The organism is Paenibacillus sp. DRB1-1, from assembly GCF_052119485.1.
Taxonomy (GTDB): domain Bacteria; phylum Bacillota; class Bacilli; order Paenibacillales; family Paenibacillaceae; genus Paenibacillus; species Paenibacillus polymyxa_B.
On sequence record NZ_JBODQH010000001.1, the window covers coordinates 5,029,582 to 5,054,148 of the forward strand.

General features: G+C 46.9%; 25 protein-coding genes. 24 read left to right on the plus strand and 1 reads right to left on the minus strand.

The genetic code is table 11. The annotated features are described in order from the left end of the window. Positions 1-68: 68 nt before the first annotated feature. Complete coding sequence (locus ACQW03_RS22490) at positions 69-938, minus strand: YitT family protein (protein ID WP_023989149.1); 870 nt, start codon at positions 936-938, stop codon at positions 69-71. Between the two features lie 214 nt (positions 939-1,152). Between ACQW03_RS22490 and ACQW03_RS22495 the strand changes: the two genes are divergently transcribed. The 24 genes from ACQW03_RS22495 to ACQW03_RS22610 all read left to right on the plus strand — a co-directional run bounded on the left by ACQW03_RS22495 (position 1,153) and on the right by ACQW03_RS22610 (position 24,474). Next, positions 1,153-1,482 (plus strand): nucleotide pyrophosphohydrolase, encoded by a 330-nt coding sequence (locus tag ACQW03_RS22495; RefSeq protein WP_340958751.1) that lies wholly within the window; start codon positions 1,153-1,155, stop codon positions 1,480-1,482. 50 nt (positions 1,483-1,532) lie between these two features. Further along, a complete protein-coding gene (locus ACQW03_RS22500) occupies positions 1,533-2,051 on the plus strand; it encodes a tetratricopeptide repeat protein (RefSeq protein ID WP_013310696.1) in 519 nt (172 codons plus the stop codon). Between the two features lie 31 nt (positions 2,052-2,082). Next, on the plus strand, positions 2,083-2,886 hold the full coding sequence (dapB, locus tag ACQW03_RS22505; RefSeq protein ID WP_071641364.1) for a 4-hydroxy-tetrahydrodipicolinate reductase: 804 nt from the start codon (positions 2,083-2,085) through the stop codon (positions 2,884-2,886). Positions 2,887-2,942: 56 nt separating this feature from the next. Further along, positions 2,943-3,380 carry a methylglyoxal synthase gene (gene mgsA, locus ACQW03_RS22510; RefSeq protein ID WP_220029779.1) on the plus strand — a complete coding sequence of 146 codons (438 nt, stop codon included), beginning with the start codon at positions 2,943-2,945 and terminating at the stop codon, positions 3,378-3,380. Further along, positions 3,377-4,069 carry a bacillithiol biosynthesis deacetylase BshB1 gene (bshB1, locus tag ACQW03_RS22515; protein ID WP_071641363.1) on the plus strand — a complete coding sequence of 231 codons (693 nt, stop codon included), beginning with the start codon at positions 3,377-3,379 and terminating at the stop codon, positions 4,067-4,069. The genes mgsA and bshB1 overlap by 4 nt, the downstream gene beginning before the upstream one ends. 87 nt (positions 4,070-4,156) lie before the next feature. Beyond that, on the plus strand, positions 4,157-5,320 hold the full coding sequence (gene bshA / locus ACQW03_RS22520; RefSeq protein WP_025723095.1) for an N-acetyl-alpha-D-glucosaminyl L-malate synthase BshA: 1,164 nt from the start codon (positions 4,157-4,159) through the stop codon (positions 5,318-5,320). Positions 5,321-5,375: 55 nt separating this feature from the next. After that, positions 5,376-6,698, plus strand: coding sequence for a CCA tRNA nucleotidyltransferase (locus ACQW03_RS22525; RefSeq protein ID WP_220029778.1), 1,323 nt, complete (start codon positions 5,376-5,378; stop codon positions 6,696-6,698). Further along, the gene (locus ACQW03_RS22530) at positions 6,691-7,665 is read left to right on the plus strand and encodes a biotin--[acetyl-CoA-carboxylase] ligase (RefSeq protein WP_220029777.1); all 975 of its coding nucleotides are present in this window, start codon (positions 6,691-6,693) and stop codon (positions 7,663-7,665) included. The genes ACQW03_RS22525 and ACQW03_RS22530 overlap by 8 nt, the downstream gene beginning before the upstream one ends. Before the next feature lie 345 nt (positions 7,666-8,010). After that, the gene (gene panB / locus ACQW03_RS22535; protein ID WP_025723098.1) at positions 8,011-8,910 is read left to right on the plus strand and encodes a 3-methyl-2-oxobutanoate hydroxymethyltransferase; all 900 of its coding nucleotides are present in this window, start codon (positions 8,011-8,013) and stop codon (positions 8,908-8,910) included. Further along, on the plus strand, positions 8,907-9,845 hold the full coding sequence (gene panC, locus ACQW03_RS22540; RefSeq protein WP_441951806.1) for a pantoate--beta-alanine ligase: 939 nt from the start codon (positions 8,907-8,909) through the stop codon (positions 9,843-9,845). The genes panB and panC overlap by 4 nt, the downstream gene beginning before the upstream one ends. Then, a complete protein-coding gene (panD, locus tag ACQW03_RS22545) occupies positions 9,838-10,221 on the plus strand; it encodes an aspartate 1-decarboxylase (protein WP_076293055.1) in 384 nt (127 codons plus the stop codon). Before panC ends, panD begins: the two co-directional genes overlap by 8 nt. An 82-nt stretch (positions 10,222-10,303) precedes the next feature. Beyond that, positions 10,304-10,936, plus strand: a complete 633-nt coding sequence (locus ACQW03_RS22550) for a tetratricopeptide repeat protein (RefSeq protein ID WP_025723100.1) — start codon at positions 10,304-10,306, stop codon at positions 10,934-10,936. A gap of 157 nt (positions 10,937-11,093) precedes the next feature. Then, positions 11,094-13,961: an ATP-dependent DNA helicase DinG gene (dinG, locus tag ACQW03_RS22555; protein WP_441951809.1), complete on the plus strand. Its 2,868-nt coding sequence runs from the start codon at positions 11,094-11,096 to the stop codon at positions 13,959-13,961. 44 nt (positions 13,962-14,005) lie between these two features. Continuing rightward, the gene (locus ACQW03_RS22560; RefSeq protein ID WP_023989135.1) at positions 14,006-14,659 is read left to right on the plus strand and encodes a redox-sensing transcriptional repressor Rex; all 654 of its coding nucleotides are present in this window, start codon (positions 14,006-14,008) and stop codon (positions 14,657-14,659) included. Then, positions 14,646-15,947, plus strand: a complete 1,302-nt coding sequence (locus ACQW03_RS22565) for an amidohydrolase (RefSeq protein ID WP_104496887.1) — start codon at positions 14,646-14,648, stop codon at positions 15,945-15,947. The genes ACQW03_RS22560 and ACQW03_RS22565 overlap by 14 nt, the downstream gene beginning before the upstream one ends. Before the next feature lie 37 nt (positions 15,948-15,984). After that, on the plus strand, positions 15,985-16,509 hold the full coding sequence (locus ACQW03_RS22570) for a cell wall elongation regulator TseB-like domain-containing protein (protein WP_071641357.1): 525 nt from the start codon (positions 15,985-15,987) through the stop codon (positions 16,507-16,509). Between the two features lie 296 nt (positions 16,510-16,805). After that, complete coding sequence (locus ACQW03_RS22575; protein ID WP_071641356.1) at positions 16,806-17,339, plus strand: hypothetical protein; 534 nt, start codon at positions 16,806-16,808, stop codon at positions 17,337-17,339. Beyond that, positions 17,332-18,834 (plus strand): AAA family ATPase, encoded by a 1,503-nt coding sequence (locus ACQW03_RS22580; RefSeq protein ID WP_025723104.1) that lies wholly within the window; start codon positions 17,332-17,334, stop codon positions 18,832-18,834. Before ACQW03_RS22575 ends, ACQW03_RS22580 begins: the two co-directional genes overlap by 8 nt. A gap of 136 nt (positions 18,835-18,970) precedes the next feature. Beyond that, the gene (locus ACQW03_RS22585) at positions 18,971-19,843 is read left to right on the plus strand and encodes a 3-hydroxyacyl-CoA dehydrogenase family protein (RefSeq protein ID WP_025723105.1); all 873 of its coding nucleotides are present in this window, start codon (positions 18,971-18,973) and stop codon (positions 19,841-19,843) included. Next, on the plus strand, positions 19,840-21,036 hold the full coding sequence (locus ACQW03_RS22590; RefSeq protein WP_076293056.1) for an acetate/propionate family kinase: 1,197 nt from the start codon (positions 19,840-19,842) through the stop codon (positions 21,034-21,036). Before ACQW03_RS22585 ends, ACQW03_RS22590 begins: the two co-directional genes overlap by 4 nt. 132 nt (positions 21,037-21,168) lie before the next feature. Then, a complete protein-coding gene (gene asnS / locus ACQW03_RS22595; protein ID WP_441951814.1) occupies positions 21,169-22,464 on the plus strand; it encodes an asparagine--tRNA ligase in 1,296 nt (431 codons plus the stop codon). Between the two features lie 3 nt (positions 22,465-22,467). Next, entirely contained in the window at positions 22,468-23,196 is a 729-nt protein-coding gene (locus ACQW03_RS22600; RefSeq protein WP_441951816.1) for a DnaD domain protein, read from the plus strand. Between the two features lie 145 nt (positions 23,197-23,341). Next, the gene (locus ACQW03_RS22605; protein WP_441951818.1) at positions 23,342-24,007 is read left to right on the plus strand and encodes an RNA polymerase sigma factor; all 666 of its coding nucleotides are present in this window, start codon (positions 23,342-23,344) and stop codon (positions 24,005-24,007) included. After that, complete coding sequence (locus ACQW03_RS22610) at positions 24,004-24,474, plus strand: hypothetical protein (protein ID WP_025723109.1); 471 nt, start codon at positions 24,004-24,006, stop codon at positions 24,472-24,474. The genes ACQW03_RS22605 and ACQW03_RS22610 overlap by 4 nt, the downstream gene beginning before the upstream one ends. The last annotated feature ends 93 nt before the right edge of the window (positions 24,475-24,567 follow it).

Here is a 24,567-nt window from a genome sequence, read left to right on the forward strand (position 1 = left end):
ATTCGAATATTCGCGTCGTTGGCTGCTGAGCCATCCATATAGGTTAGCCCATCGCCCGGATTTCCGGGCTATTCCTCTTTGAACCCCTCTCCATGTACATCATGCACATCCTGTATGATAATAAACGCCCGTGGATCAACCGATTTAACAATTTGGTGCAAACGTCGTATTTCCTGACGAGGCACGACACAATAGGCAACATGCTTAGCCTGCTTGGAAAATGCACCTACAGCCGGAATAATAGTAACTCCGCGATCCATGTCCCTAATAATAATATCCGCAATGTCCATCGTGTGGTCGCTGATAATCATAAAGGCTCTGGCGGAATAGGCCCCTTCTTGTATAAAATCAATAATCTTGGACGCGATGAACACGGCGACTAACGTATATAGAATTTTTTCTTTTGGTATGTAAAGTAGTGAAGCACCGATAATGACAATATCAATGACCAGCAGAATCCTTCCCATACTCCAGCCAAACTTCCGGTTTAGAATACGAGCGATAATATCCGAGCCGCCCGTAGTGCCGCCAAAGCGGAACACAATACCTAATCCGGCCCCAAGCGTAACTCCCGCATATAATGAAGAAAGTATAAAATCGTGTTCAGTCTGAAACGTTCCCATCCATCCGAAATGAATCATTTTTTCAAACAACCACAGAAAAAAAGTGAGCGACCCGATACCTACCCCTGTATATAGAATTTGCTTGCCCCCAAGCATTTTCCATCCAATTAAAAATAAAGGAATGTTCAGAAGTAATGTGGAGAGAGAGGGTGAAATTGAAAAAGCATAATTGAGCAACAGGGTGATCCCTGTAATACCTCCTTCCATCAGTTTACTGGGTATAATAAAATAAAGCAGACCGAATGCATAAATGGCGGTCCCGAGCACAATGGATAAAATCATTTTAAGCTGTTCCATGGACTTGGATATCTTCATATAATCCCTCGCAGTAGTAGTTTAAGGAAGAACGACTTCATGCTGATTTTGCTAAATCGCAACTCCTTATATGTAGTATACCTTTTTACGGTAGCTTTAAAAGACTGATGACTGTAAGTTGGGATCATAAGTACACAATTAAAAAAAATTTGTTTTAAAATGTGCTTTACGATAACATATGAATAAACCTGCACATGGGGGGATTGCGTGTTTCATGAAAAAATCATTAGATGAAATTCAACGTGAGGTAGACCAGTATATATCTCAATTTAAGGAAGGGTATTTTAGCCCTTTGGCGATGTTAGCCCGGATGTCTGAGGAAGTCGGAGAACTGGCAAGGGAAGTCAATCACTCCTTTGGCGAGAAACCGAAAAAAACGGATGAGGCGGACAATTCCATTGAGCTGGAGCTGGGGGACATTTTGTTCATCACAGTTTGCTTTGCGAACTCACTAGGTATAAATTTGACCGAGGCTCATGATAAGGTCATGCAAAAATTTAACACGCGTGACGCGAATCGCTGGACCAAAAAGGACACCGATTAGGCGTTTTGTACATATGCTGTACCAAACCGGTTACCCGGAGGTGCAGTGTCATGAAGGCGGAGGAATACGTTCAGAAAGCTTATCAGTGCATTTTGCAGAACGATTTTGAGCAGGCCGTGGAATGGTTTGAAAAAGCAATTTCAGCCCAGCCTGATCATGCGGAGCATTATTTCCGGTGCTCGGTTACCTATGCTCGCAGTGGTCGTTTGGAGCAGGCTCTCGCATATGCAGAGCATGCGGTTCGTCTCGCTCCACAGCAGGATGAATATGTTCTCCATCTGCATGCGCAGGAAGCCAGGCAGCATACGGAGAAGGCCAGAAAAATGCTGGATGTTGACAGAGCTACGCCACAGGTGCGTCAGGATGCGATTTTACTACTGGAACGAGCAATAGCCCTCGATCCGTTATGTGGGGATGCTTTTTTGCTGCTCGCATTGATTTATGACGAATTGAATGAGTATAAGCTGGCTGTGCAGGCTGCTCGTGAGGCGGCTGCACTGTTTCCTCACAATGTGCAGCTTGCCAACCTCATGAAGAAGTTATGCCAGCAGATGAATGAACAGATCTAACACAAATGGATGCATAAGGAGTTGTAGGGATATGTCAGAACCAATAAAAGTGGCTGTTGTAGGAGCAGCAGGGCGTATGGGCCGTGAAGTTATCAAATTGGTTCTTCAGGATGAGGAACTACAGCTTGTGGCCGCAGTGAACAGAACACATGCCGGCAGTGATGCCGGCCTTCTCGTCGGACTACCGGAAGCGGGTATCGCTATTGTGGAGGATGTGGAGCAGGCATTACTGGATAGTCGAGTGGATGTCATGGTCGATTTTACGGGGCCGCGTTTTGCGTACGCACATACAGCGCTTGCTATCAAGCATGGAGTTCGTCCGGTTATCGGAACGACAGGGTTTACCCCCGAACAGATTGATGAACTGGACAAGCAGTGTCGTGAGCAGCAGATTGGCGGTCTGATCGCGCCAAACTTTTCGATTGGAGTCATTTTGATGATGCGATTTGCGGCTCAGGCAGCGAAATACTTCCCGCATCTGGAAATCATTGAATATCATGGTGACCAAAAATTGGACGCGCCATCGGGTACAGCCATTAAGACCGCAGAGCTGATCGCCGAGCAGCGTCAGGAGTTACGACAGGGCAACCCGGAAGAGGAAGAAACGTTAGAAGGATCACGTGGCGGTTACTATCAAGGTTTTCGTATCCATAGTGTCCGTCTTCCTGGTGTGTTCGCGCAGCAGGAAGTAATCTTCGGAGGGTTTGGACAATCTCTGAAAATTCGCCAGGACTCTTATGAACGGGCTGGCTATATGCCGGGTGTTAAAATCGGTATTCAGAAGGTCATGGAGCAGCCAGGGCTTGTATATGGATTTGAGCATTACATCGATTAAGAATACGCGAATGATTTGACGAATGAAATTATAGAATGAGGCAGGAGGAACTTTGAATGTTAAAGATTGCATTTATAGCGCATGATCGAAAAAAGGATGAAATGGTGAATTTCATAACGGCTTATGAGCATGTTTTTATAGATCACCAGTTATTTTCAACAGGTACAACAGGTCTGCGCATTATGGAGCAAACCAAGCTTCAAATTCACCGTTTCATGTCCGGGCCGCTTGGAGGAGATCAGCAAATCGGGGCTATGGTTGCGCAAAATGACATGGACTTGATTATATTCTTGCGTGATCCGCTCATGGCACAACCGCATGAGCCGGACATTAGCGCCTTGTTACGTTTGTGTGACGTGCAGGGGATCCCTTTGGCAACTAACGTTGCAACTGCTGAAATACTGGTCAAAGCGCTAGACCGTGGCGATTTTGCTTGGCGTGAGCTGGTACATAAATATAAACCGGGCATTGACCAGCAGGGTGATGTAAAATGACGCTGGACATCCTGATTTTCGGAGCCCATGCCGACGATGCAGAAATAGGAATGGGAGGCACGATTGCCAAGCATACAGCCGCTGGTTTAAAGGTGGGCGTGTGCGATTTGACGCGGGCTGAAATGTCATCCAATGGTGATGTGGATACTCGTATGTCAGAAGCTGAACATGCTTCGAAAGTGCTCGGGCTTGCTGTGCGTACGAATTTGGGTCTGCCTGATCGTGGATTAAATGTGACTCCTGAACATGTAGCTGCAGTTACAGCAGAAATTCGACGCCATGCACCGAAAGTTGTATTCGCTCCTTATTGGGAGGATCGGCATCCAGACCATGTCATGTGCAGCAAGTTGGTGGAGGAAGCGGTATTTAACGCCAAGTTGCGACGTTTTATGCCAGAAAATCCTGGGGTACAGGTAGAGCAATTATATTTTTATTTTATTAATGATATTGGCAGAACGGATTTGATTGTGGATATCACCGAGCATTATGAAGTCAAGGAACAGTCGTTGCTGAGTTATGCTTCGCAATTTCAGGCAGCGCCTGGAAAGGATACAGTATCCACACCATTAAATCAGGGATATGTGGAACGCGTAAAAGCTCGTGACTCGTTGTTGGGTCAACGCAAACTGATTTCGTATGCAGAAGGCTTTGCGTCCAAAACGCCATATCTGGTTAAGCTATTCACATAAGAATTCTATACTTGAGCATTTTGCAGAATGTTAAAATAAATCGGCAGAAAAAAGTTATCACTGATGGGCGGAAGGAGGAAGCTTAGCTTGAATGACAAACTGAAAATTGGAATTACCTGTTATCCGTCGCTGGGTGGTTCAGGCGTAGTGGCTACTGAACTGGGCAAGTTGCTGGCAGAAAAAGGGCATGAGGTTCATTTTATTGCCAATAGCATTCCGTTTAGATTAGGCGGGGCGTTTCAGAAAAATATTTTTTATCATGAGGTTGAAGTTAACGATTACTACGTGTTTAGATATCCGCCATATGATTTGTCACTGGCGACCAAAATGGCCCAAGTCGCACAAATGAAGAATTTGGACGTACTCCATGTTCATTATGCGGTACCACATGCAGTATGCGCTTACTTGGCGAAGGAAATGGTGGGTGATCATCTGAAGGTGGTAACCACCTTGCACGGTACGGACATTACAGTGTTGGCACAGGATGAGTCGTTGAAGGACCTGATTCGGCTGGCTATTAACAAAAGTGACGCTGTGACAGCAGTTTCCAAGGATTTGATTCGGGAGACGATAGATGCGTTGGAAATTACACGGCCTATTGATTTAACCTACAATTTTGTAGATAAACGGGTATATTATCCACGAGATGCCGCTGCGCTTAGAAGTGATTTTGCCCAACCGCATGAAAAAATAATGATGCATATTTCCAATTTCCGTCCTGTCAAAAGGGTGGGAGATGTGTTGGATATATTTGAAAGAGTGCAACGTAAAGTACCTGCGAAGCTTCTGTTGGTGGGGGAAGGACCGGATCTTCCAAAAATCCGTTGCAAAATCGAGACTTTAGGTCTGCAAGATAAGGTCTTCTTTTTAGGTAAGCAGGATCAGATCGCAGAGGTGATTTCTATGGCGGATGTACTGCTGCTTCCCTCGGAAAAAGAAAGTTTTGGTCTGGTTGCGCTGGAAGCAATGGCCTGTGGAGTGCCGACAATCGGTTCTCAGGCAGGGGGAGTACCTGAACTCGTTGTGCATGGAAGTACGGGGTATCTTGCTGAAATCGGTAATACGGAGGCAATGGCTGATTATGCAGTAGAGCTATTGTCCGATGAAGCCATGGCGGAACGTTTCCGTGAAGCGTGTCTGACCCGCGCCCGTACCGTTTTTTGTGATAAGCTGATTACCCGTCAATATGAAGAAATATATTACCGTGTGTTGGGACGCGAGGTGCCGGATCTTAAACCGATCAGCGTTTAAGGGGGCGGACTCGCGTCCGTTTTTTATATTGAATACTTGCAAAGGGGGAAACCCTATGAATACAAACACTTGGCAATATGCTGACCAAGAGATGGCACTTCATGGCAGAGAGGTCATACATAAACTAACAGCAGCAGGCCACGAAGCTTACTGGGTCGGTGGCTGTGTGCGGGATGAACTATTAGGAAGAGCCATTCATGATATGGATTTGACTACTTCGGCTGAGCCTGAACAGGTCATAGCGCTGTTCCCTCACGTCATTCCGACAGGAATTCAGCATGGGACGGTTACGGTTATGCAGGGTGGCCATGCGTTCGAGGTGACCACTTTTCGTACGGAAAGCGGTTATGCAGATCACCGCCGTCCAACGGAGGTTGCCTTCGTGAAGGATATCCGTGAGGATCTGATGCGACGGGATTTTACTATGAATGCGATTGCGATGGCAGAACACGGAGAGCGGGTGGACCCGTTTGGGGGAGAAGCCGATTTACGAGCCGCTCTCGTTCGTTGTGTAGGTCGAGCCGAGGAACGTTTTGAGGAGGACGGGTTGCGGATGCTGCGTTGCATCCGTTTTGCCTCTGTATTTCGGTTCCGCGTTGCATTCAACACCTGGAAAGGTATGATTCGGCGCAGAGAGAAACTTCGTTACATAGCCATGGAACGTGTGCGGGTCGAACTGGAAAAGATGCTGGCGGGCCCTGACCCTTTACGTGGGTTGGAGATGCTGGGGCGTAGCGGATTGCTCGGCTGTACGAAGGTTCCGGTTCCCTGGGAGCAATGTGAAGCACGAGCGCTCAAGGGGATCGTTCAATTGCAAGAAGAACTGCGGTGGGGCCTGCTCTTAATGTCTTGTAGACTTACCTCAGAGGCAGCGGACGAGCTACTAAGAGCTTGGACCTTTTCCAACGCGGTACGACTTCGGTTGGTTCATTTGCTGGAATGGGAGACCGAATTAATCTACAGTACTGGTGTCATAGCTGGCGGCTCCGTTCCAGAGGAGTCTGACATTATCAACGTTGAGGCACTGCGTCGTAGCTGGATTCGACTGCTAATTAGACTAGGAAAGGATACAGCTTCAGACTGGCTTGATCTTTACAATACACTGCCTGCTTCATTCCGCGGATTACCGCCATGGGTAGAAAAGCATGTGGCGAAAACAGCCGAACTGGCAAGCTTGTGGACAAAGCAGGCTGTAGTCGTTCGTATCAAAGATTTAAATATTACAGGAAATGAACTGGTTCAGGCGATGAATCGACCAGGCGGACCTTGGCTGGGTCAGATGATGGAACAGCTTTTACAAGCTGTTGCCTGTGGAGATATTCCGAATGAAACAGAAACATTGCTTCAGGAAGCGAAACGGGTGATGAGTAGTGAATAATCATGAAAGATTGTTAGGCATACTGGAGGAGGTTACATCTGATTACGTATCAGGTGAGGAAATCAGCCGACGGCTCTCGGTTAGCCGAACAGCAGTATGGAAGCAGATCAACAAACTGCGTGAGTTGGGCTACAACATCGATGCCTCCTCGCGTCGGGGCTATCGGTTGATATCCCGACCGGATCGGCTAGAAGTCTCCAAATTGGCCGATATATTAAATACCCAATCGTTTGGCCAGCGTATCGTTGTACTGGATTCCACGGTATCCACTCAGCAGGATGCCATGCGTTTGGCAGAAGAGGGCGCGCCAGAGGGGGCAGTAGTGCTTGCAGAGGAACAAACGGCAGGTAGGGGACGTCTGGGGCGGAAGTGGTATTCACCTCGTGGCAAAGGAGTCTGGATGAGCATTGTGTTGCGCCCTACCCAGCCCTTGGCTTTTACCCCCCAGCTAACGCTACTTACAGGTGTAGCAGTGTGTAGAGCCATTCGTCGGCTGACGGGTGTGGAGGCTGGTATCAAATGGCCAAACGATTTGCTGATTCATGGTCGCAAAGTATCCGGTATTCTGTTGGAATCTGCAACAGAGGATCAACGGGTTCGCTATTGTATTGCAGGGATCGGTATTGACGTAAATTTGAATAAAGAAGATTACCCGGAAGAGTTATCACAGGTGGGAACGTCATTGAAAATAGAAGCAGGGCGTGAAATTGACCGTACTGTGCTGATTGCCTCAGTGCTGGAAGAGATGGAACAGCTAAGTAAGTTGTATGCCGAGCAGGGGTTCCAGCCTATAGCCATGCTGTGGGAGGCTTTGTCCGTGACTATGAACCGTAGTGTACGGGCACATACCGGACAAGGGATAACTGTAGAAGGTACAGCTGTTGGCTTGGACCCTTCCGGGGCACTCGTGATAGAAACGGATCAGGGAGAGCGAATTCAGGTCATTTCAGGGGATATACAATTATAGAAGCGACCTTAGCTAAGAAAACGACCGAAATCGTTCTATTCCCTGTGCAAAACTTCACGTGAAAAAGCTGATGTTTTTTGTTATACTGTGCAGGAGGCGGCATCGGACGGTCCGAGCTGCACTCCAGGGGCACATGCTCTACTTTAGCAAGTTTGTAAGACCATCATAACTTCATTTGAAGGTTACGTTGGATTCTGCTCTGAGCCGAACAGGACCGAGACAGAAGGGACGATCTCAAAATGAGTGTCTTTTTTGGCTGTTCGGACCTTTTGATGACGCAGATGTACAGGCGTTCATAAAAGGTTATTTTTTGTGCCAAAAAAAGATGGAAGGGAGCCATTCGCAATGGCAGGAAAACAAGCACTGAATATTGTAAAAATGAAAAAAATGAAGCAAGAGGGCATTCCGCTCAGTATGCTGACCGCCTATGATTATCCATCGGCTAAAATAGCCGAGGAGGCGGGGATTGACATGATTCTCGTAGGTGACTCGCTGGGTAACGTAGTTCTTGGTTACGATTCAACCATCCCTGTAACCTTGGATGATATCGTGTACCATTCCCGGGCAGTCGCAAGAGGCGCGGAACATACATTTATCGTAGCGGACATGCCTTTTATGACATATCACAGCAGCGTATCAGAAAGTCTTCAGGGCATCCGCCGTCTGATGCAGGAAGGACATGTGCATGCTGTTAAATTGGAGGGCGGAGCTGAAATTGCCGATGTCGTAAAAGCAACTGTTCAGGCAGGTGTGCCTGTACTGGGACATATCGGGCTTACTCCGCAATCGGTTAATCAAATTGGCGGCTATCGCATTCAAGGCAAGGACGAAGTGGACGCACGCCGGTTGATGGCGGACGCCAAGGCACTGGAGCAGGCGGGTGCTTTTGGCGTTGTACTGGAATTGGTAACTGAGGAAGTCGCAACAGCGATTTCTAAAGAGCTTTCCATTCCAACCATTGGAATTGGTGCTGGACGTGGATGTGACGGTCAGGTACTTGTTTATCACGATCTGATTCAGTACGCATCGCCTTATTTCAGCAAACGCTTTGTTAAAACCTATGCCGATGTAGGCGGCTTGATCCGCAGCAGCATTGAGCAGTATGTGAGTGATGTGAAAGGGCGGGCATTTCCGGCCGCAGAGCATGTGTTCAGCGCGGATGACCGCGTTGTAGAATCCCTATACGGTAAGGCAAAAGGACAGACACAGGAACAAGCTAAGGAAAAGGTGGAATCTCGGTCATGATCATCGTAAGAGAAGTGGCTCAGCTACGCAAGATTATTGCTGAACGTCGGCAGCTTGGGACAAACGGAGCAAAAATAGTAAACGATTCTGCTTCTTTACAGCAACATAAAGTCGGCTTTGTACCAACAATGGGATACCTGCATGAAGGACATGCGAGTTTGATGCACAAGGCGCGTAAAATGGCAGATACGGTGGTGCTTAGCATTTTCGTAAATCCGATTCAATTTGGACCGAATGAAGATCTGGAAAGCTACCCCCGCGATGAAGCTCGTGATTTAGAGGTAGCACGGCGCGAGGGCGTGGATATTGTATTTTTGCCAACTGTAGCAGAAATGTATCCACAACCAACCCAAACCAAAATTCGTGTATCCGCTTTGACAGATCGTCTGTGCGGTGCCTCCCGTCCCGGCCATTTTGATGGTGTGACTACGGTGGTAGCCAAGCTTTTTAACATGATAGGTCCTGATTTGGCCTTTTTTGGAATGAAGGACGCACAGCAGGTTGCAGTGCTCCAGCAGATGGTGACTGATCTCAATATGAACGTGACTATCGTACCTTGTCCCATCGTCAGAGAGGTGGATGGTTTGGCCCTCAGCTCCCGTAATGTGTATTTAAGTGCAGAACAGCGCGAGCAGGCGTTGGTGCTGTCCCAGTCACTGCGTAAGGTGCAAGAAGTGAGCGAAGATATTGTAACAAACACAATTACGATTCGTCAGCTACATCAAATGGTGGAGTCCACCATTACTTCCTCTCCTTTAGCAGACATTGATTACATTGAAATATTAACTTTTCCCGGTCTGGAGCCCCTTCTTCCCGAGCAGCGTCTATGTGATGTTCAGGAAGACGTCATCGTAGCGCTGGCTGTGAAATTTGGCAATACCCGACTGATTGACAATATAAGAATACAGAAGGCGGAGGTGCTTTCCCATGTTTAGAACCATGATGAAATCCAAAATTCACCGCGCTACCGTTACGGAAGCTAACCTGAACTATGTGGGGAGTATCACTATAGATGAAGATCTCATGGATACATCGGATCTGTTGGAGAATGAAAAGGTTCAAATTGTAAACAATAACAATGGAGCTCGACTGGAAACCTATGTTATCCCCGGACCGCGTGGGAGCGGAGTGATCTGTCTCAACGGTGCGGCAGCTCGTTTGGTGCAGCCTGGTGATACAGTCATTATTATTTCCTATGCTTCCATGTCGAATGAAGAGGCCAAAACATACAAACCTACAGTGGTATTTGTTGATGAACATAATAAACCAGCCCAAACGATGAACAAAGAAGTACACGCAACGATCATGTAATGAATGGGAGTGCGGATGAAACCCGTCTTTTAAGCGAAAAATGTGAGTGTATTAATCCATCTTTCATAAGGGCGGGATGCACATGTTCCAGCATGTATTCGCAGAAATGAACAGCATGTTAGATGATATCGTGAAGCATTACCCATCAGCCCAGGGCTCCCGCAGGCAGGAGCTGCTACAGCACTGGAGTCTGCTGCGGAGAATGAGTGACGGAATTATGGATGAGTGGCTGGCCTTTGAGGAAAAAATGGTTTGCTTGCGTGCGGCCGGGTTTTCCGCAGAGACCGATATGTCTGACACTGAGCTGCCTGAAAAAGAGCTACCAGCTTTTAATCGGGGGCAAGGGTATTATCGATTACTTATGTACCCTGAGGCGATCCAACAATTTGAGCAGGTACTACAGCATTTTCCGAACAGCTGGCAGAGTCGTATGTACATGGGAATGTCCTATTTTCAACTAGATGATCCAGCAGAGGCTGTATGCCATTTTCAGAAGGTGCTGGACCTGACTGAGCAGGCAGGACTAAAGGCGGTCATCTATAATGCGCTAGGCTGTCTGTTGGCAAAGCAGGCTGACGTAGAGGAGGCGCAAAAATGTTTTGCTCTCGCACATCAGTTCGATCCTGCGTTACCCGAGCCGCTGCACAATATGGAAGCCTGTTTGTCCGGTACCGAAATGCTTCGATACGACAGCTCCATGATGACCTGGATGTAGTTGTCAGTCACCGAGTAAGACGATGCATGCCCACCTCCTCAGGCGGCGTGTGCATCGTCTTTTTTGGCTGTCTTAATTTCCAAACAGGCGATCTTCTGCTATGCTAATATACAGAGTTATTATTTTTGTAAGTGTCATAAGAAAGGATTAAGCCCGAATGAAATTTGCGGTATTGGATTTTGAAACGACAGGCACCCAGTCCGCGGATGACATCATTCAAGTCGGACTTGCAATTATAGATCATGATAACAGCATTTCCCGTGTTTACGGCTCTTATGTGAACCCTGGCAGATCTATTCCACCTTTTATCACTGGATTGACCGGAATTACAGACGATGACGTCAAGGATGCTCCTGCACTTGAAGAAATGATGATGGAGCTCGTGCCTATGCTGGACGATGTTGTGCTGGTCGGTCATAATGTGGCGTTTGATTTTAATTTTTTGCAAAACGCTCTGGATCGGTGCGGATATTTACCGTTTAGCGGAAGAATCTTGGATACAATGGATTTTCTGAAAATTATGTTTCCATCGCTTTCTTCGTATCAGTTGGGTTTTGTGTCTTCTGAGTTCGGGCTGGCGCATGATCGCCCTCACCAAGCAGACAGCGACGCGTTGGCTACGGCTGAGGTGTTTTTAAAGTGTCTGGGTGAGCTTCAAGCATTACCTCTGATAACGATACAGCGGCTTAGCGATTTGTTCGCAGAGGAAGACAGTGACCTCGGATGGTTTCTTGATGGGGTGCGTGAAGAGAAAGAGCTTGATCCTATTCAGGATTTGGAGGGACATCAGTTTTTTCGTCAGCTTGCGCTAAAAGTGGAAGATTGGACGGAGCTAGCTGCACCGCGTAGAGAAGACGACCCGAATCCACTTTCAGGTGTTTCCTTTGAGGAGTACATGGATGATGTGCGGGACAATTTGCGTTCATCCTTGAGCCAATATGAGGAGCGCGAGGCGCAGATACAGATGATTGAGGGTGTAAATCAGGCACTGAGTGAAGACAAGCATCTGCTGATCGAAGCAGGTACAGGAACAGGAAAGTCCCTCGGTTATTTGCTCCCATCCCTGTATCACAGTGTAAAAAAAGGACAGCGCGTTATGGTAAGTACACATACGATCAACCTGCAGGAGCAATTACGCGAGCGCGACATTCCGATGCTGACCAAGGTGATTCCGTTTCCGTTCCGGGCTGCTATTTTCAAGGGTCGGGGACATTATTTGTGTCTGCGTAAGTTTGAACATAAAATAAACAGAAGAGACTTCGCGACACCGAAGGAAGATTTAATTACAGCGGCTCAAATGATCGTCTGGTTGACGCTAACAGAAACCGGTGATGATGAAGAACTGAATCTGAGCAACCGTGGAGGGGATTTCTGGGAAACGGTGGCGAGTGATTCAGAGTCCTGTCTTGGTCGTTCTTGTCCATGGTTCCGCAAATGCTATTATCATCGTGCACGCCATGAAGCAGGGATAGCGGATGTTGTTATTACGAATCACTCTAAGTTGTTCACAGACGTCAAAGCCAGTCACCAGTTGTTGCCGAGCTATGAACACCTGGTGATTGATGAAGCCCATCACCTGGAGGAAGTAGCTGGTAAGCACCTAGGTATGCATATGAAATATTTCACACTCGTGCATACACTGACGCGACTGTTCAAAGACAGCAAGAATGGACAACTGCCTTCACTTCGTCAACAGTTGGCAAAATCGGGGCACGAGAAGTCGGCGGATTGGGCCTCAACCATCGACCAGATGTATCCGCTCGTGTTAGAGGTTAAGGAAACTTGGGACCTGCTAAGCGACAAGCTGTTTGGCATGTTGCCAGAGCGAAGCGATGCGACACCGGGCGAAACAGGACAGTTTTCTTCCCGTCTCAAACCTTCAGCCAAGCCTGCAAAGTGGGATCAGGCGGGGGCTTTGGAAAATCAGCTATATGTAACGATGAGTGAAATTTTGCGCAAGGGCGACAAGCTGATGCTGGACGTCAAGGAAGAGCATGACGATTATGCGGCGGATAGCCTTATTACAGATATCACGGGTCTGCTCAAGGATTTGGCGGGGATTAGAGAAAATTTGCGATTTTTTATGCGACTCGATGATGAAACAACCGTATACTGGCTCGAAGCGAGTGGGCAATTCCGTAGTAAATCATTGCAATTTTATGCGGTGCCCGTCGATGTGAGCCGCCAGTTGAAAGAAATGTTTTTTGACAAAAAAAGAAGCATTATTCTGACGTCTGCTACCTTATCGGTAGATAAGTCGTTTCAGTACATGATCGATCAGCTCGGCTTGCAGGAGGCCGCAGATCAAGAGCGGCTGATGACTTCGCAGCTCCCGTCACCCTTTAATTACAGGGATCAGGTGTTGCTGGTCATTCCACGGGATTTTCCAAGTGTGAAGGGCAGTGTAGGAGATGCACATTTTGTAGATATGCTCGTTAGCTCTCTAGGAGCGACTGCTCAGGCGACGCGGGGGAGAATGCTCGTTCTGTTTACTTCCTATCGGATGCTCCGGCAAGTGTATGAGCCGCTCAAAGAGGCCTTAGCAGCCAGCGAAATTACTGTGCTGGGACAAGGTGTGGACAGTGGGAGTCGCAGCAAGCTAACCCGCCGTTTTCAGGAAGCTAAAGCTTCTGTATTGCTGGGAACCAGCAGCTTCTGGGAAGGCGTCGATATTCCAGGAAAGGCTCTGACTTGTCTGGCCATTGTTCGCTTGCCGTTTCAACCGCCGAATCACCCGTTGCTGGAGGCAAAAAGCGAGCTGCTTCAGCAGCAGAAGAAGAATCCATTTATGAAGCTGTCTGTACCACAAGCGGTCATTCGCTTCAAACAGGGATTTGGTCGGTTGGTACGTACAGCGAGCGACCACGGGGTCGTTATCGTTTACGATACGCGTGTGATCGAATCCTATTACGGAAAGCACTTTTTGTACTCGTTACCGGGACCAAAAATGGAGCATATGCCATCGGAGCAAATGGTGCCCCGCATCGCCGAATGGCTCCAATCCGCCCCGGAGACAGAGGCATAACGGACGGACACTAAGTATGTTCGTTACAATTAGGGGGAGCAAGTATGAAATCAGATAAAATTTCAGAGGCTGTCGTACGGAGGTTACCCGTATATTTACGTTATCTGAATGCACTTCACAAACGGGAGGTGGCTACGGTCTCTTCTCAAGAGTTGGGACAGAGGCTAGATTTGAACCCGGCCCAAATCCGTAAAGATCTCGCCTATTTCGGAGATTTTGGCCGGAAGGGTATCGGTTATGATGTTTCTTATCTAATCGAGAAAATACGCCATATCCTGAAAATTGACCAGCAAATTAATGTCGTATTGGTCGGTGCCGGTAATCTGGGGCAAGCCCTTTCGAATTATAACGCTTATTTAAAAGACAATATGAAGATTGTCGCAGTATTTGATGCGTTTCCGGATAAGGTAGGGACCAAGATCAATACATTGGTCGTTCAACCGATGGATGAACTGGAAGCGACTGTGAGAGAAAAAAACATTCGAATCGGGATTATTACCGTACCTGATTTTGAAGCACAGCACGTGGCTGACAGGCTTATTGAGAGCGGAATTGGAGCGATCCTGAACTTTGCACCGACTACTCTCAAGGCACCGGCCAACATTCGGATTCATGCCACAGACTTTACAACTGATTTGCTTAGCCTCGCTTATTATTTGGAGGACGGAAAGGAAGAAACACAATATGACAGTGAATAAATGGATGATTAAAAATGGCTCTTTTGCCGTAAATGGACCAGAAGCTGGGGTAGTCAATGGTTTTATGATTGTGGAGGATAGCCGTATTACTTATATTGGCGAAACTTTGCCTGCGGGTGAGGAAGAAACGGAAGCGATTGATGGTAAAGGGCTATTGTTTTTACCTGGTCTGATTAATACCCATGGTCATGCGGCGATGTCTCTGCTGCGTGGGCATGGAGATGACTTGGCACTTCAAGTATGGCTTCAGGAAAAAATGTGGCCTATGGAAGCCAAGTTTACATCTACGGACGTGTACTGGGGTACGTCCTTGTCTGTGCTGGAAATGCTGAAAGGTGGAACAACGACCTTCCTGGACATGTACGATCATATGGATGAGGTAGCTCGTGTAGCTGAAGAGTCAGGTATTCGTGCAAGTCTGATGCGTGGAGCAATTGGACTATGCTCGGAAGAAGAACAGCGAATCAAGCTGGCTGAGGCCGTGACTTTTGCGCGTAACTGGCATGGTAAAGCAGACGGGCGTATTACAACGATGATGTCTCCGCACGCGCCATACACATGTCCACCTGCGTTTATTGAAAAATTCGTACAAGCTGCGCATGATCTGGACTTGCCACTGCATACGCACATGTCTGAGACGATCGCCGAAGTGGAGCAAAACGTACGCGACTACGGTTTGCGTCCAGTTGCACACTTGGATAAGCTTGGCTTTTTCTCCCGTCCTTCGCTTGTTGCCCATGGCGTTCATTTGAACGACGAAGAAATAGCTTTACTGGCTGAACGTGGTGTAGCGGTTTCGCATAATCCTGGTAGCAATTTGAAGCTGGCAAGTGGTGTGGCAAGAGTGCCTGAATTGCTGCGTGCAGGGGTTACTGTTTCTCTCGGAACGGATGGTCCTGCCAGCAATAATAACCTGGATATGTTCGAGGAAATGCGTCTGGCGGCACTTATTCACAAGGGTGTATCCGGTGACCCTACGGCAGTTCCTGCAAGTGAAGCGCTGCGTCTTGCAACAGAATACGGTGCAAAGTCGATTGGTTTAAAAGAAGTAGGAGCGTTGGCAGCAGGCAACAAGGCTGACTTTATCGCGTTGGATCTGAATCAGGCACATTTCTTGCCGCGTACAGATCTTATTTCCCATGCGGTATACTCTGCAAGCGCCAAGGACGTGGCTCATGTGTGGGTAGACGGTCGCCAGGTTGTGAAAAACGGCGAATGCCTGACTATGGACGAGGAACGTATCAAACATGAGGCACAAGCCGCCTTTGAAGGGCTGCTGTCGCGCTAATTTAGGTGTCACATCCCCTTAGAGAGGAAGCACAGGTTTGAAAAATAAGAAAAAATGGATAGCGGTCGCCATTTTGGCCGTGATACTGATCCTGGTCAGCATTTTCTGGTATTATTCCTATGTTACTCAAGACCAGGTGGCTGAGAAAAATGCCGCTATCATTAAGGCCAAGCAATCAGGTGGTCTGGTTAGCACGACTCAAACATGGAAGTCTGTGTGGGATCAGGTATATTGGGTAGTTCAAGGGAAAAATGCACAGAATGAAAATATAATGGTGTGGGTTCCTTTTCAAAAAGTGGAGGGACAACCTAACGTACCTGCCGCAGATAATAGCGGTGTTCATACCGAGCTGCTGAAGAACGGAGTCGATGAGCAAAAAATGATGGCGCTAATTCAGCAGCAGCTTCCAGGTGTAAAAATTGTAAGCCTCCGGCCGAGTGTGTTCAATGGCGAATATGTGTGGCAGCTGTTTTACGATGATGGAAGCCATCATTACTATACCTTTTACCGTTTTTCAGATGGGGGAGCGACGGGTGTAAAGTATACTTTGCCCAATAACTGAGCTGGTGTAAGGATTGGCAGATGTGGAATGAATGACTAGTAAATAATTGAAAGTTCAAGAAAAAGACGTAAATGCGAAAAAAATCGTATTTACGTCTTTTAGTTTTGCTATGCCGCAACTCCTCCACACATTGCCTTCGATATTAGATATACGTTATGATATACTATATTTTATAAGTGATAGACAAAAATGATAGAAAAAAGAATTGCTGATCACTATAAGATCATGCAATTTGGTTGTTTGTTGACATTCGTCCCGTTTCTTCTGGGTTTTACATTTTGAGAGGAGGATGTTGTTTGAAATTGCGTGCAGTTCCTATCGTTGTGGCGGCAGTATTGGCAGCTTTGCTGCTATTTGGGGGATGGTTCATTTACCGTCAGGTTACAATGCAAAGTCCTCTGGAAAAACTGGTATCTCAATATCCAGGCGTGACAAGCGCTCAAATAGATATTAAACAGGATCAGGTTGTATTGAAACTAGATCTCAAACCGCAGGCAGATGTGGCCAAATTGGTCGATGTGGTTAAGCAAAAAGGACAATCCATCATTGGTAGCCGCACTATTAAGTTGGATATCACAGATCGTTCCAATTCAGCACTGAATCAATGGTGGTCTGAGGCTATGTTTCCTGTGGCTGAAGCGATGGAAAATAAAAAGTATACTCAAATTTCATCTACAGTTGAGCAGATGAAAAAGAAAAAGACGGGTATCAAAGCTGATACCGACATGGATTCGAACAATGTCTATATCCGACTCAGCGAAGGTAAAGCGACCAAGTTTATCGTTTTGCCACGTCAATCTCAGCAAATGGGGGTATGGCCTAATGCCTAGATGGATCAAGGAAATATTAATCGGCATTGTGCCGGTAACCATTATATTTCTCGTTTTTATTGGGGTAAATATTATCCCTCTTCTGGTTGCTGGCGTGATGCTTAGCGGCTTGTTAATGCTTATGCATGCGCGTGGCGGTTTGGCCGTAGGTGCTGGGCAAGAGCGTAAACGTAAAAAAAATGGTCCGGACAAGCTGACTTTTGAGGAAATCGGTGGGCAAGAAAGCGCCAAGCAGGAACTGCGCGAGGCCCTGGATTTTTTGAATCGACATGATGAAATTTCCAAATTTGGTATCCGTCCATTAAAAGGCGTTTTGCTCACAGGTCCTCCGGGAACCGGAAAAACGCTGATGGCGAAGGCAGCGGCACACTACACTAATTCTGTATTTGTTGCAGCCTCAGGTAGTGAATTTGTTGAAATGTACGTTGGTGTTGGAGCGGGTCGCGTCCGTGAGTTGTTTCGGGAGGCGCGTACTCGTGCAGCCAAGGAAAAGAAGGAAAATGCAATTATTTTTATTGACGAAATCGATGTAATTGGTGGTAAACGTGAGGGTGGACAGCAACGAGAATATGATCAGACTTTGAATCAGTTACTGACAGAAATGGATGGTATTTATTCGGCAGATACACCGCGGATTTTGATCATTGCGGCAACAAACCGTAAAGAAATGCTGGATAGCGCCTTAACGCGTCCAGGGCGTTTTGACCGTCATATTCAAGTGGATCTGCCTGACAAGAAGGGCCGTCTTCATATTCTAAAAATTCATGCCAAAAACAAACCGATTCAGGAAGATGCGAATCTGGACAAAATTGCTGAGGAATCTTACGGGTTTTCTGGTGCACAGCTGGAGAGCGTGATGAATGAAGCGGCAATCTATGCGATGAGACAGGATCAGAAAATGATTGCGCAGAAGCATCTGTCGATGGCAATTGACAAAGTGATGATGGGTGAAAAGACAGACCGAGAATCGACCTTGGAAGAGAAAAAACGTGTAGCGATTCATGAACTAGGACATGCTATTATGGCCGAAATTGTTCGTCCCGGTAGCGTAAGCCAGGTAGCACTTAGCCCTCGTGGGAAAGCGCTTGGCTATGTGCGCCACAATCCACAGCAAGAGCATTATTTATACACCAAGCAGTTCCTGGAGGAGCAAATTATGATCTCGCTCGCAGGGGCTACAGCGGAAGAAATGTACTATGGCGGTCGCAGTACCGGCTCAAGTAATGATTTTGAGCAGGCGCTGAACATTGTTCACACGATGATGACTTCTGGTTTGACTTCACTTGGCATTATTAACATGGAAATGGTAACCAAAGAAGAACTCATGCGGGAAAATGGTGAGATTATGGCTGACCTGCATACCCGAACTTTGGAGCTGCTGGAAAAGCATCGTCCTGTGTTCGACAACTCACTTGACATCCTGATGAAGGAAGAAACTCTGTCTGGAGACCAATTTAGATGTCAATTTAGTGAAAATGCTTTATTACCAGCATAATTTTTTATGCTGGTTATTTTTTTTTACTTTTAGTCCGTGCTAAGATATTATTATCTATTGGGACATAAACATGTATTTTTCGACAAAGAAGGATACAATATATGAGAGTGACCAGGAAAGGGTGGAGTAAAGAATCATGCAATTTAAAAAAATCGGCGTCATCGGCGGCGGCACCATGGGACAGGGGATTTCTGAAATGCTCGCGTCCAAAGGAATCGATGTGCTGCTGGTAGAGCAGACACCAGAGAAACTAGACTACGCCTACAATATGATTGAAACGAGTCTGGACAAACAACTGGAAAAGTGGGCAATTACTCAAGCTGAGAAAAAATTGATCTTATCCCGTATTCAAAAAGTAATCCATTTGGCGGAGCTCGGCAGCTGTGATATGGTCATTGAGACTATTACAGAGAATCTGGACGAGAAGAAAGCAGTGTTCCAAGAGCTAGACCATGTGTGTCCAAGCAATATTATTCTTGCAAGTAATACATCCACGCTGAGCCTGACCGAGCTTGCTAGCTCGACCAAGTATCCTGAGCGTGTTATTGGTATGCACTTTATTTATCCAGTATCCCGCATTGATCTCGTAGAAATTATTCGTGGTTTGAAAACTTCGGACGATACATTTGAACACACTAAAATGTTCGTGGAAGAAATAGTGGAGAAAAAAGGAGTCATGATTTATGAATCTCCTGGATTCGTAACAAGCCGGATTATCTGTCTGCTGATTAACGAAGCGGCCCATGTACTTCAAGAAGGCGTGGCTTCTGCTGAAGATATCGATGACGCTATGCGAATCGGCTATAATTTCCAAAGCGGTCCTTTGGAAATGGCTGACCGCTTTGGTCTGGATTCCGTTTTGGCTGCTCTGGAGCGTATGTTCCGTGAATTCGGCGAATTGAAATATCGTCCGTCCATCGTACTGAAAAAAATGGTGCGTGCAGGTAATCTGGGCGTGAAATCGGGCGAAGGCTTCTTTAAGTACGACAAGGATGGTGACCGGATATGAAAATTCTCGTAATCAATGCAGGGAGTTCTTCCCTGAAATACCAATTGTATGATATGACGGACGAGTCCGTTCTGGCAAAAGGTTTGGTGGAGCGCATCGGTATGGATTCCTCCATCCTGACGCATAAGCCAACTAATAAAGAAGAATACACTGAAGTTAGCGAAATTTTGGAGCATACTACAGCCATCCGTAAAGTGCTGAATTCACTCACAGATGCTGAACATGGTGTAATCTCCAGTACTAGCGAAATTCAGGCTGTGGGCCACCGTGTGGTTCATGGAGGCGAAATCTTCAAACAGTCAGCAGTTGTAACGCCTGAAGCGAAGAGTGAAATCCGTCGCTTGTTTGACCTGGCGCCACTGCATAACCCTGCTTCCATGATGGGGATTAAAGCGGCTGAATTGAATATGCCAGATGTACCGCAGGTTGTGGTATTTGATACTTCGTTCCATCAAACCATGCCTGAAAAAGCTTATATGTACGCCATTCCAAGAGTATTGTACAATAAGTATAAGGTTCGTCGTTACGGTGCCCACGGCACTTCCCATGATTTTGTAAGTAAGGAAGCCGCCAAATTCCTTGGTCGTCCTTTGGAAGACCTGAAGATTATCACTTGTCATATCGGTAATGGTGGTAGTGTAACAGCAGTTCAAGGCGGTTTGTCTGTTGATACTTCCATGGGTATGACTCCACTGGAAGGACTTATGATGGGCACTCGTAGTGGTGATTTGGACCCAGCAATCGTACCTTATGTCATGAACAAAGAAGAATTGACTGTCAATGAAGTCAATTCCATGCTGAACAAGCATAGTGGACTTTTAGCTATCTCCGGTATCAGCAGTGACATGCGTGAAATCACAGAAGGTATGGAAAAAGGCGAAGCTAATTCTACATTGGCATTCGAAATGTATGAATACCGTCTGCGCAAATACATTGGATCGTATGCTGCCGCAATGAACGGGGTAGACGTAATTGCATTTACAGCAGGTGTAGGCGAGAACTCCATCGTTCTGCGTAAGAGAGTGTTGGAGCAATTGACATTCCTCGGTATCGAGCTGGATGAATCGTTGAATGCTATTCGTTCTGGCGAGCCTCGCCGGATTACAACTGCAAATTCAAAGGTAGAAGTACTGATCATTCCAACGAACGAAGAACTGGTTATTGCCCGTGACACGTTCCGTCTGGTTCAATAGATCGGTTCGAAAGTGTAAACTTTATGCATGCGGACTATTGTTTGAGTTCCGCATGCACCAAACAGCGAGAGCAAACAGCCTGACCCAGGGGGAAGGGCTGTTTGATTTTCGGTTAAGAGGAGAGAGACGGTCATGACGAATAAAAGTACGATTGCCCAAGTGGGCCGCCATGTAGGGGAAACGGTTACAATCGGCGCTTGGGTAAACAATAAACGATCTAGTGGTAAAATTCAGTTCCTGCAACTGCGCGATGGTAGCGGGTATATTCAAGGGGTTATCGTGAAAAGCGAAGTGTCCGAGGTTATTTGGAATGACGCCAAATCCTTGACTCAAGAGAGCTCCCTTTACGTTACTGGAGTGGTGCGTGAAGAACCGCGTAGCCAATCGGGCTTTGAATTAACGGTTACAGGCATTGAAATTATTCATTTAACCGAAAACTACCCGATTACACCCAAAGAGCATGGTGTAGATTTCCTGATGGATCATCGTCACTTGTGGCTGCGTTCCGCCAAGCAACGTGCTGTTCTGATCGTACGGGCGGAAATTATCCGTGCTGTACAGGAATTCTTTAACGGTAACGGCTTTACGAAGGTGGACCCACCTATTTTGACTCCTTCCTCTGCAGAAGGCACAACAGAATTGTTCCACATTAAATATTTTGATGAAGATGCGTATTTGACACAAAGCGGACAGTTATATATGGAAGCCGCGGCAATGGCGCTGGGCAAAGTGTATTCCTTTGGTCCAACTTTCCGTGCGGAAAAGTCCAAAACACGTCGTCACCTGATTGAGTTCTGGATGATCGAGCCTGAGATGGCTTTTGTGGATCATGAAGAATCCTTGCGCGTTCAGGAGCAGTTTGTAAGCCATATCGTGCAATCTGTTCTGAAAAACTGTGCGAAGGAGCTTGAAACAATCGGTCGCGATGTTTCGAAGCTGGAGCAAATTCAAGGCGAATTCCCACGTATTACGTATGATGAGGCGATTGCCTTCCTTCAAGGTGAAGGTTTCGATATCCCATGGGGAGAAGACTTTGGTGCTCCTCATGAAACGGCTATTGCCGGAAGATATAACAAGCCTGTGTTCATTACACATTGGCCAACTCACATTAAGGCATTCTATATGAAACCTGACCCGACCCGTCCAGAGGTTGTTCTGTGTGCCGATATGATCGCTCCTGAAGGCTATGGCGAAATTATCGGGGGTTCCCAACGGATTGATGATCCAGCATTGATGGAAGAACGTTTTAACGAGCATAACTTGGCTCGTGAAGCCTACCAATGGTATATGGATCTGCGTACCTATGGTACCGTTCCGCATTCCGGCTTTGGACTGGGCCTGGAGCGCACAGTAGCATGGATTTGTGGACTCGATCATGTACGTGAAACAATTCCGTTCCCACGTATGCTGTATCGTTTGTATCCGTAACCGATGACCGGATCATTCGACAAGACATCAGCGGCAGAATGGGCGGAGGGAGTAGCCTTTGCTATGGAAGCCGGAATGGTCCAGATTCCCTATGCCCTGCTCAAGCATTATCGGACACTTCGGCTGACAGATGGTGAAATGCTGCTACTGATGCAGTTGCTTGCCTTTAAACAAGCGGAACGTAATGAATTTCCGACATGGGAACAATTGCAGACCCGTATCGGATGTACTGCGAACGAAATCGCACTCTATTTCAGTAAGCTCATGAAAGAAGGATTTTTGAGAATCGATTCCGTAGAAGACCGCAGTTCATCCGTACAATTCGAACGTTACAATTTGACGGGGCTGTATCGTAAGTTGGCAGAATGTATGATCGCCGAGCGTAACGAGCAGCAAGATGAAGATGATATTTTGTTTGCCGGAAAGCCGGATTTACTGAATGGAATATCAGAATCCCCGCTTACAGAAGAACGAAATTTGTTTACGATTTTTGAGAAAGAATTCGGGCGACCATTATCACCGATGGAATACGAGACGATCACCAGCTGGGTGGATCAGGATCGGTATCCCGAGGAGCTGATTTTGCTGGCTTTGAAGGAAGCAGTATTTGCAGGGAAGGTACATTTCCGGTATATAGACCGCATTTTGCTGGAGTGGAGCCGAAACCGTGTTCGTAATGCACAGGATGCCAAAGAATACGCCCAGCGATTCCGTGGTGGCGGACGCAATTGATATATCGGTCTAAGCCTTTTAGGCTAGGCAGTAGACTTATGTATCAAGGCTGTCACTGCAAATTGGCTAATGTGCAATGAGGACAATATGGAATATCGCCTGTGCGCGTGAACTAAGCCGAAATGAAAGCGAGTAATAGGCTTTAATGATAGAGGACACACCATTCCGTCAGGAGGGTGTGTCCTTTTTAAATATTTTTTTCGAAATATGCAGGGGAAGGAAATTTCTTGGCGTCTATAGTATTGGGAAGGGGGAGAGCGTCATTGATATAGAGAGAATCATTGAACGAATACGGTCCGGTGACCGGCAGGCGTTCCGTGAGATCGTAGAGCTGTACAGCAAGCATGTATTTCATGTCGCCTATTCGGTACTGCATGACAGCAAGGAAGCAGAAGATGCCGCGCAGGAGGCATTCGTTCAGGTGTACAAGTCTCTCCCCCAGTACCGGAACGAAGGATTTAAAACGTGGCTGAGCCGAATTGCGCTCCACAAAGCGCTGGATATTAAGCGCAAACAGGACAGACGACCCGCAGAGCTTATAGACGTCGCACAATCCCTTGTACAGCTCCCTTCCCGGGATGAGGATGTGCTGGCTCGTCTCATTCGCGAGGAGCAAATTGAAGAACTATCGCAAAAAATCGCCCAGTTGCCCCAGCAACATCGGGATATTATTCAAGCCTATTATATGCAGGGCAAAACCTACGACCAAATTGCAGAAGAGACGCAGGTAGCTTTAAAAACAGTAGAGTCGAGACTCTATCGGGCGCGGCTATGGATTCGAAACCACTGGAAGGAGGAGGAATGGCAATGACTGACCAACAGGATAAACCGTGGATTGAAGGGAAATCGAATGACTGGCATGCTTACATTGCAGGAACTTGCACGATAGAGGAATCTGCCCGGCTGGAAAAGCTCCTGCTGGAAGATGAGCAGGCGCTGATGTTATATCTTGTTGCACTGGAGCAAATGGAGTCAACTATGAAAGATTATTCTGCCTGGATGGATACGGAGCGCTTCACAGATCAGGTAATGGCCGTTCTTCCCGAGATAGAAGCTGAACCGAATCAAGTTGTGTTCAAAAAACGCCGCTGGTTTGAAAAACCTGTGTTTCACTACGTTGTCGCCGCAAGCCTGACGTTGATCTTGTTGTCCAGTGGAGCCTTTGACAAAATGATGCCGCAAACAGACGGAAAGCCGATTCCTCCAAAAGAACGCGTTTCTTACAGTGAAGAGGTCATGCGAGCTACAACAACTTGGCTCGATAAATTAAAGCCCTAAATCATCGGATAAAGGGTGAGACGAAAAAACTCAAAACAACAACCTTCAAATGGGGACTTTATCAAAATCCCATAAATAGAAAGGAAGTGTAGC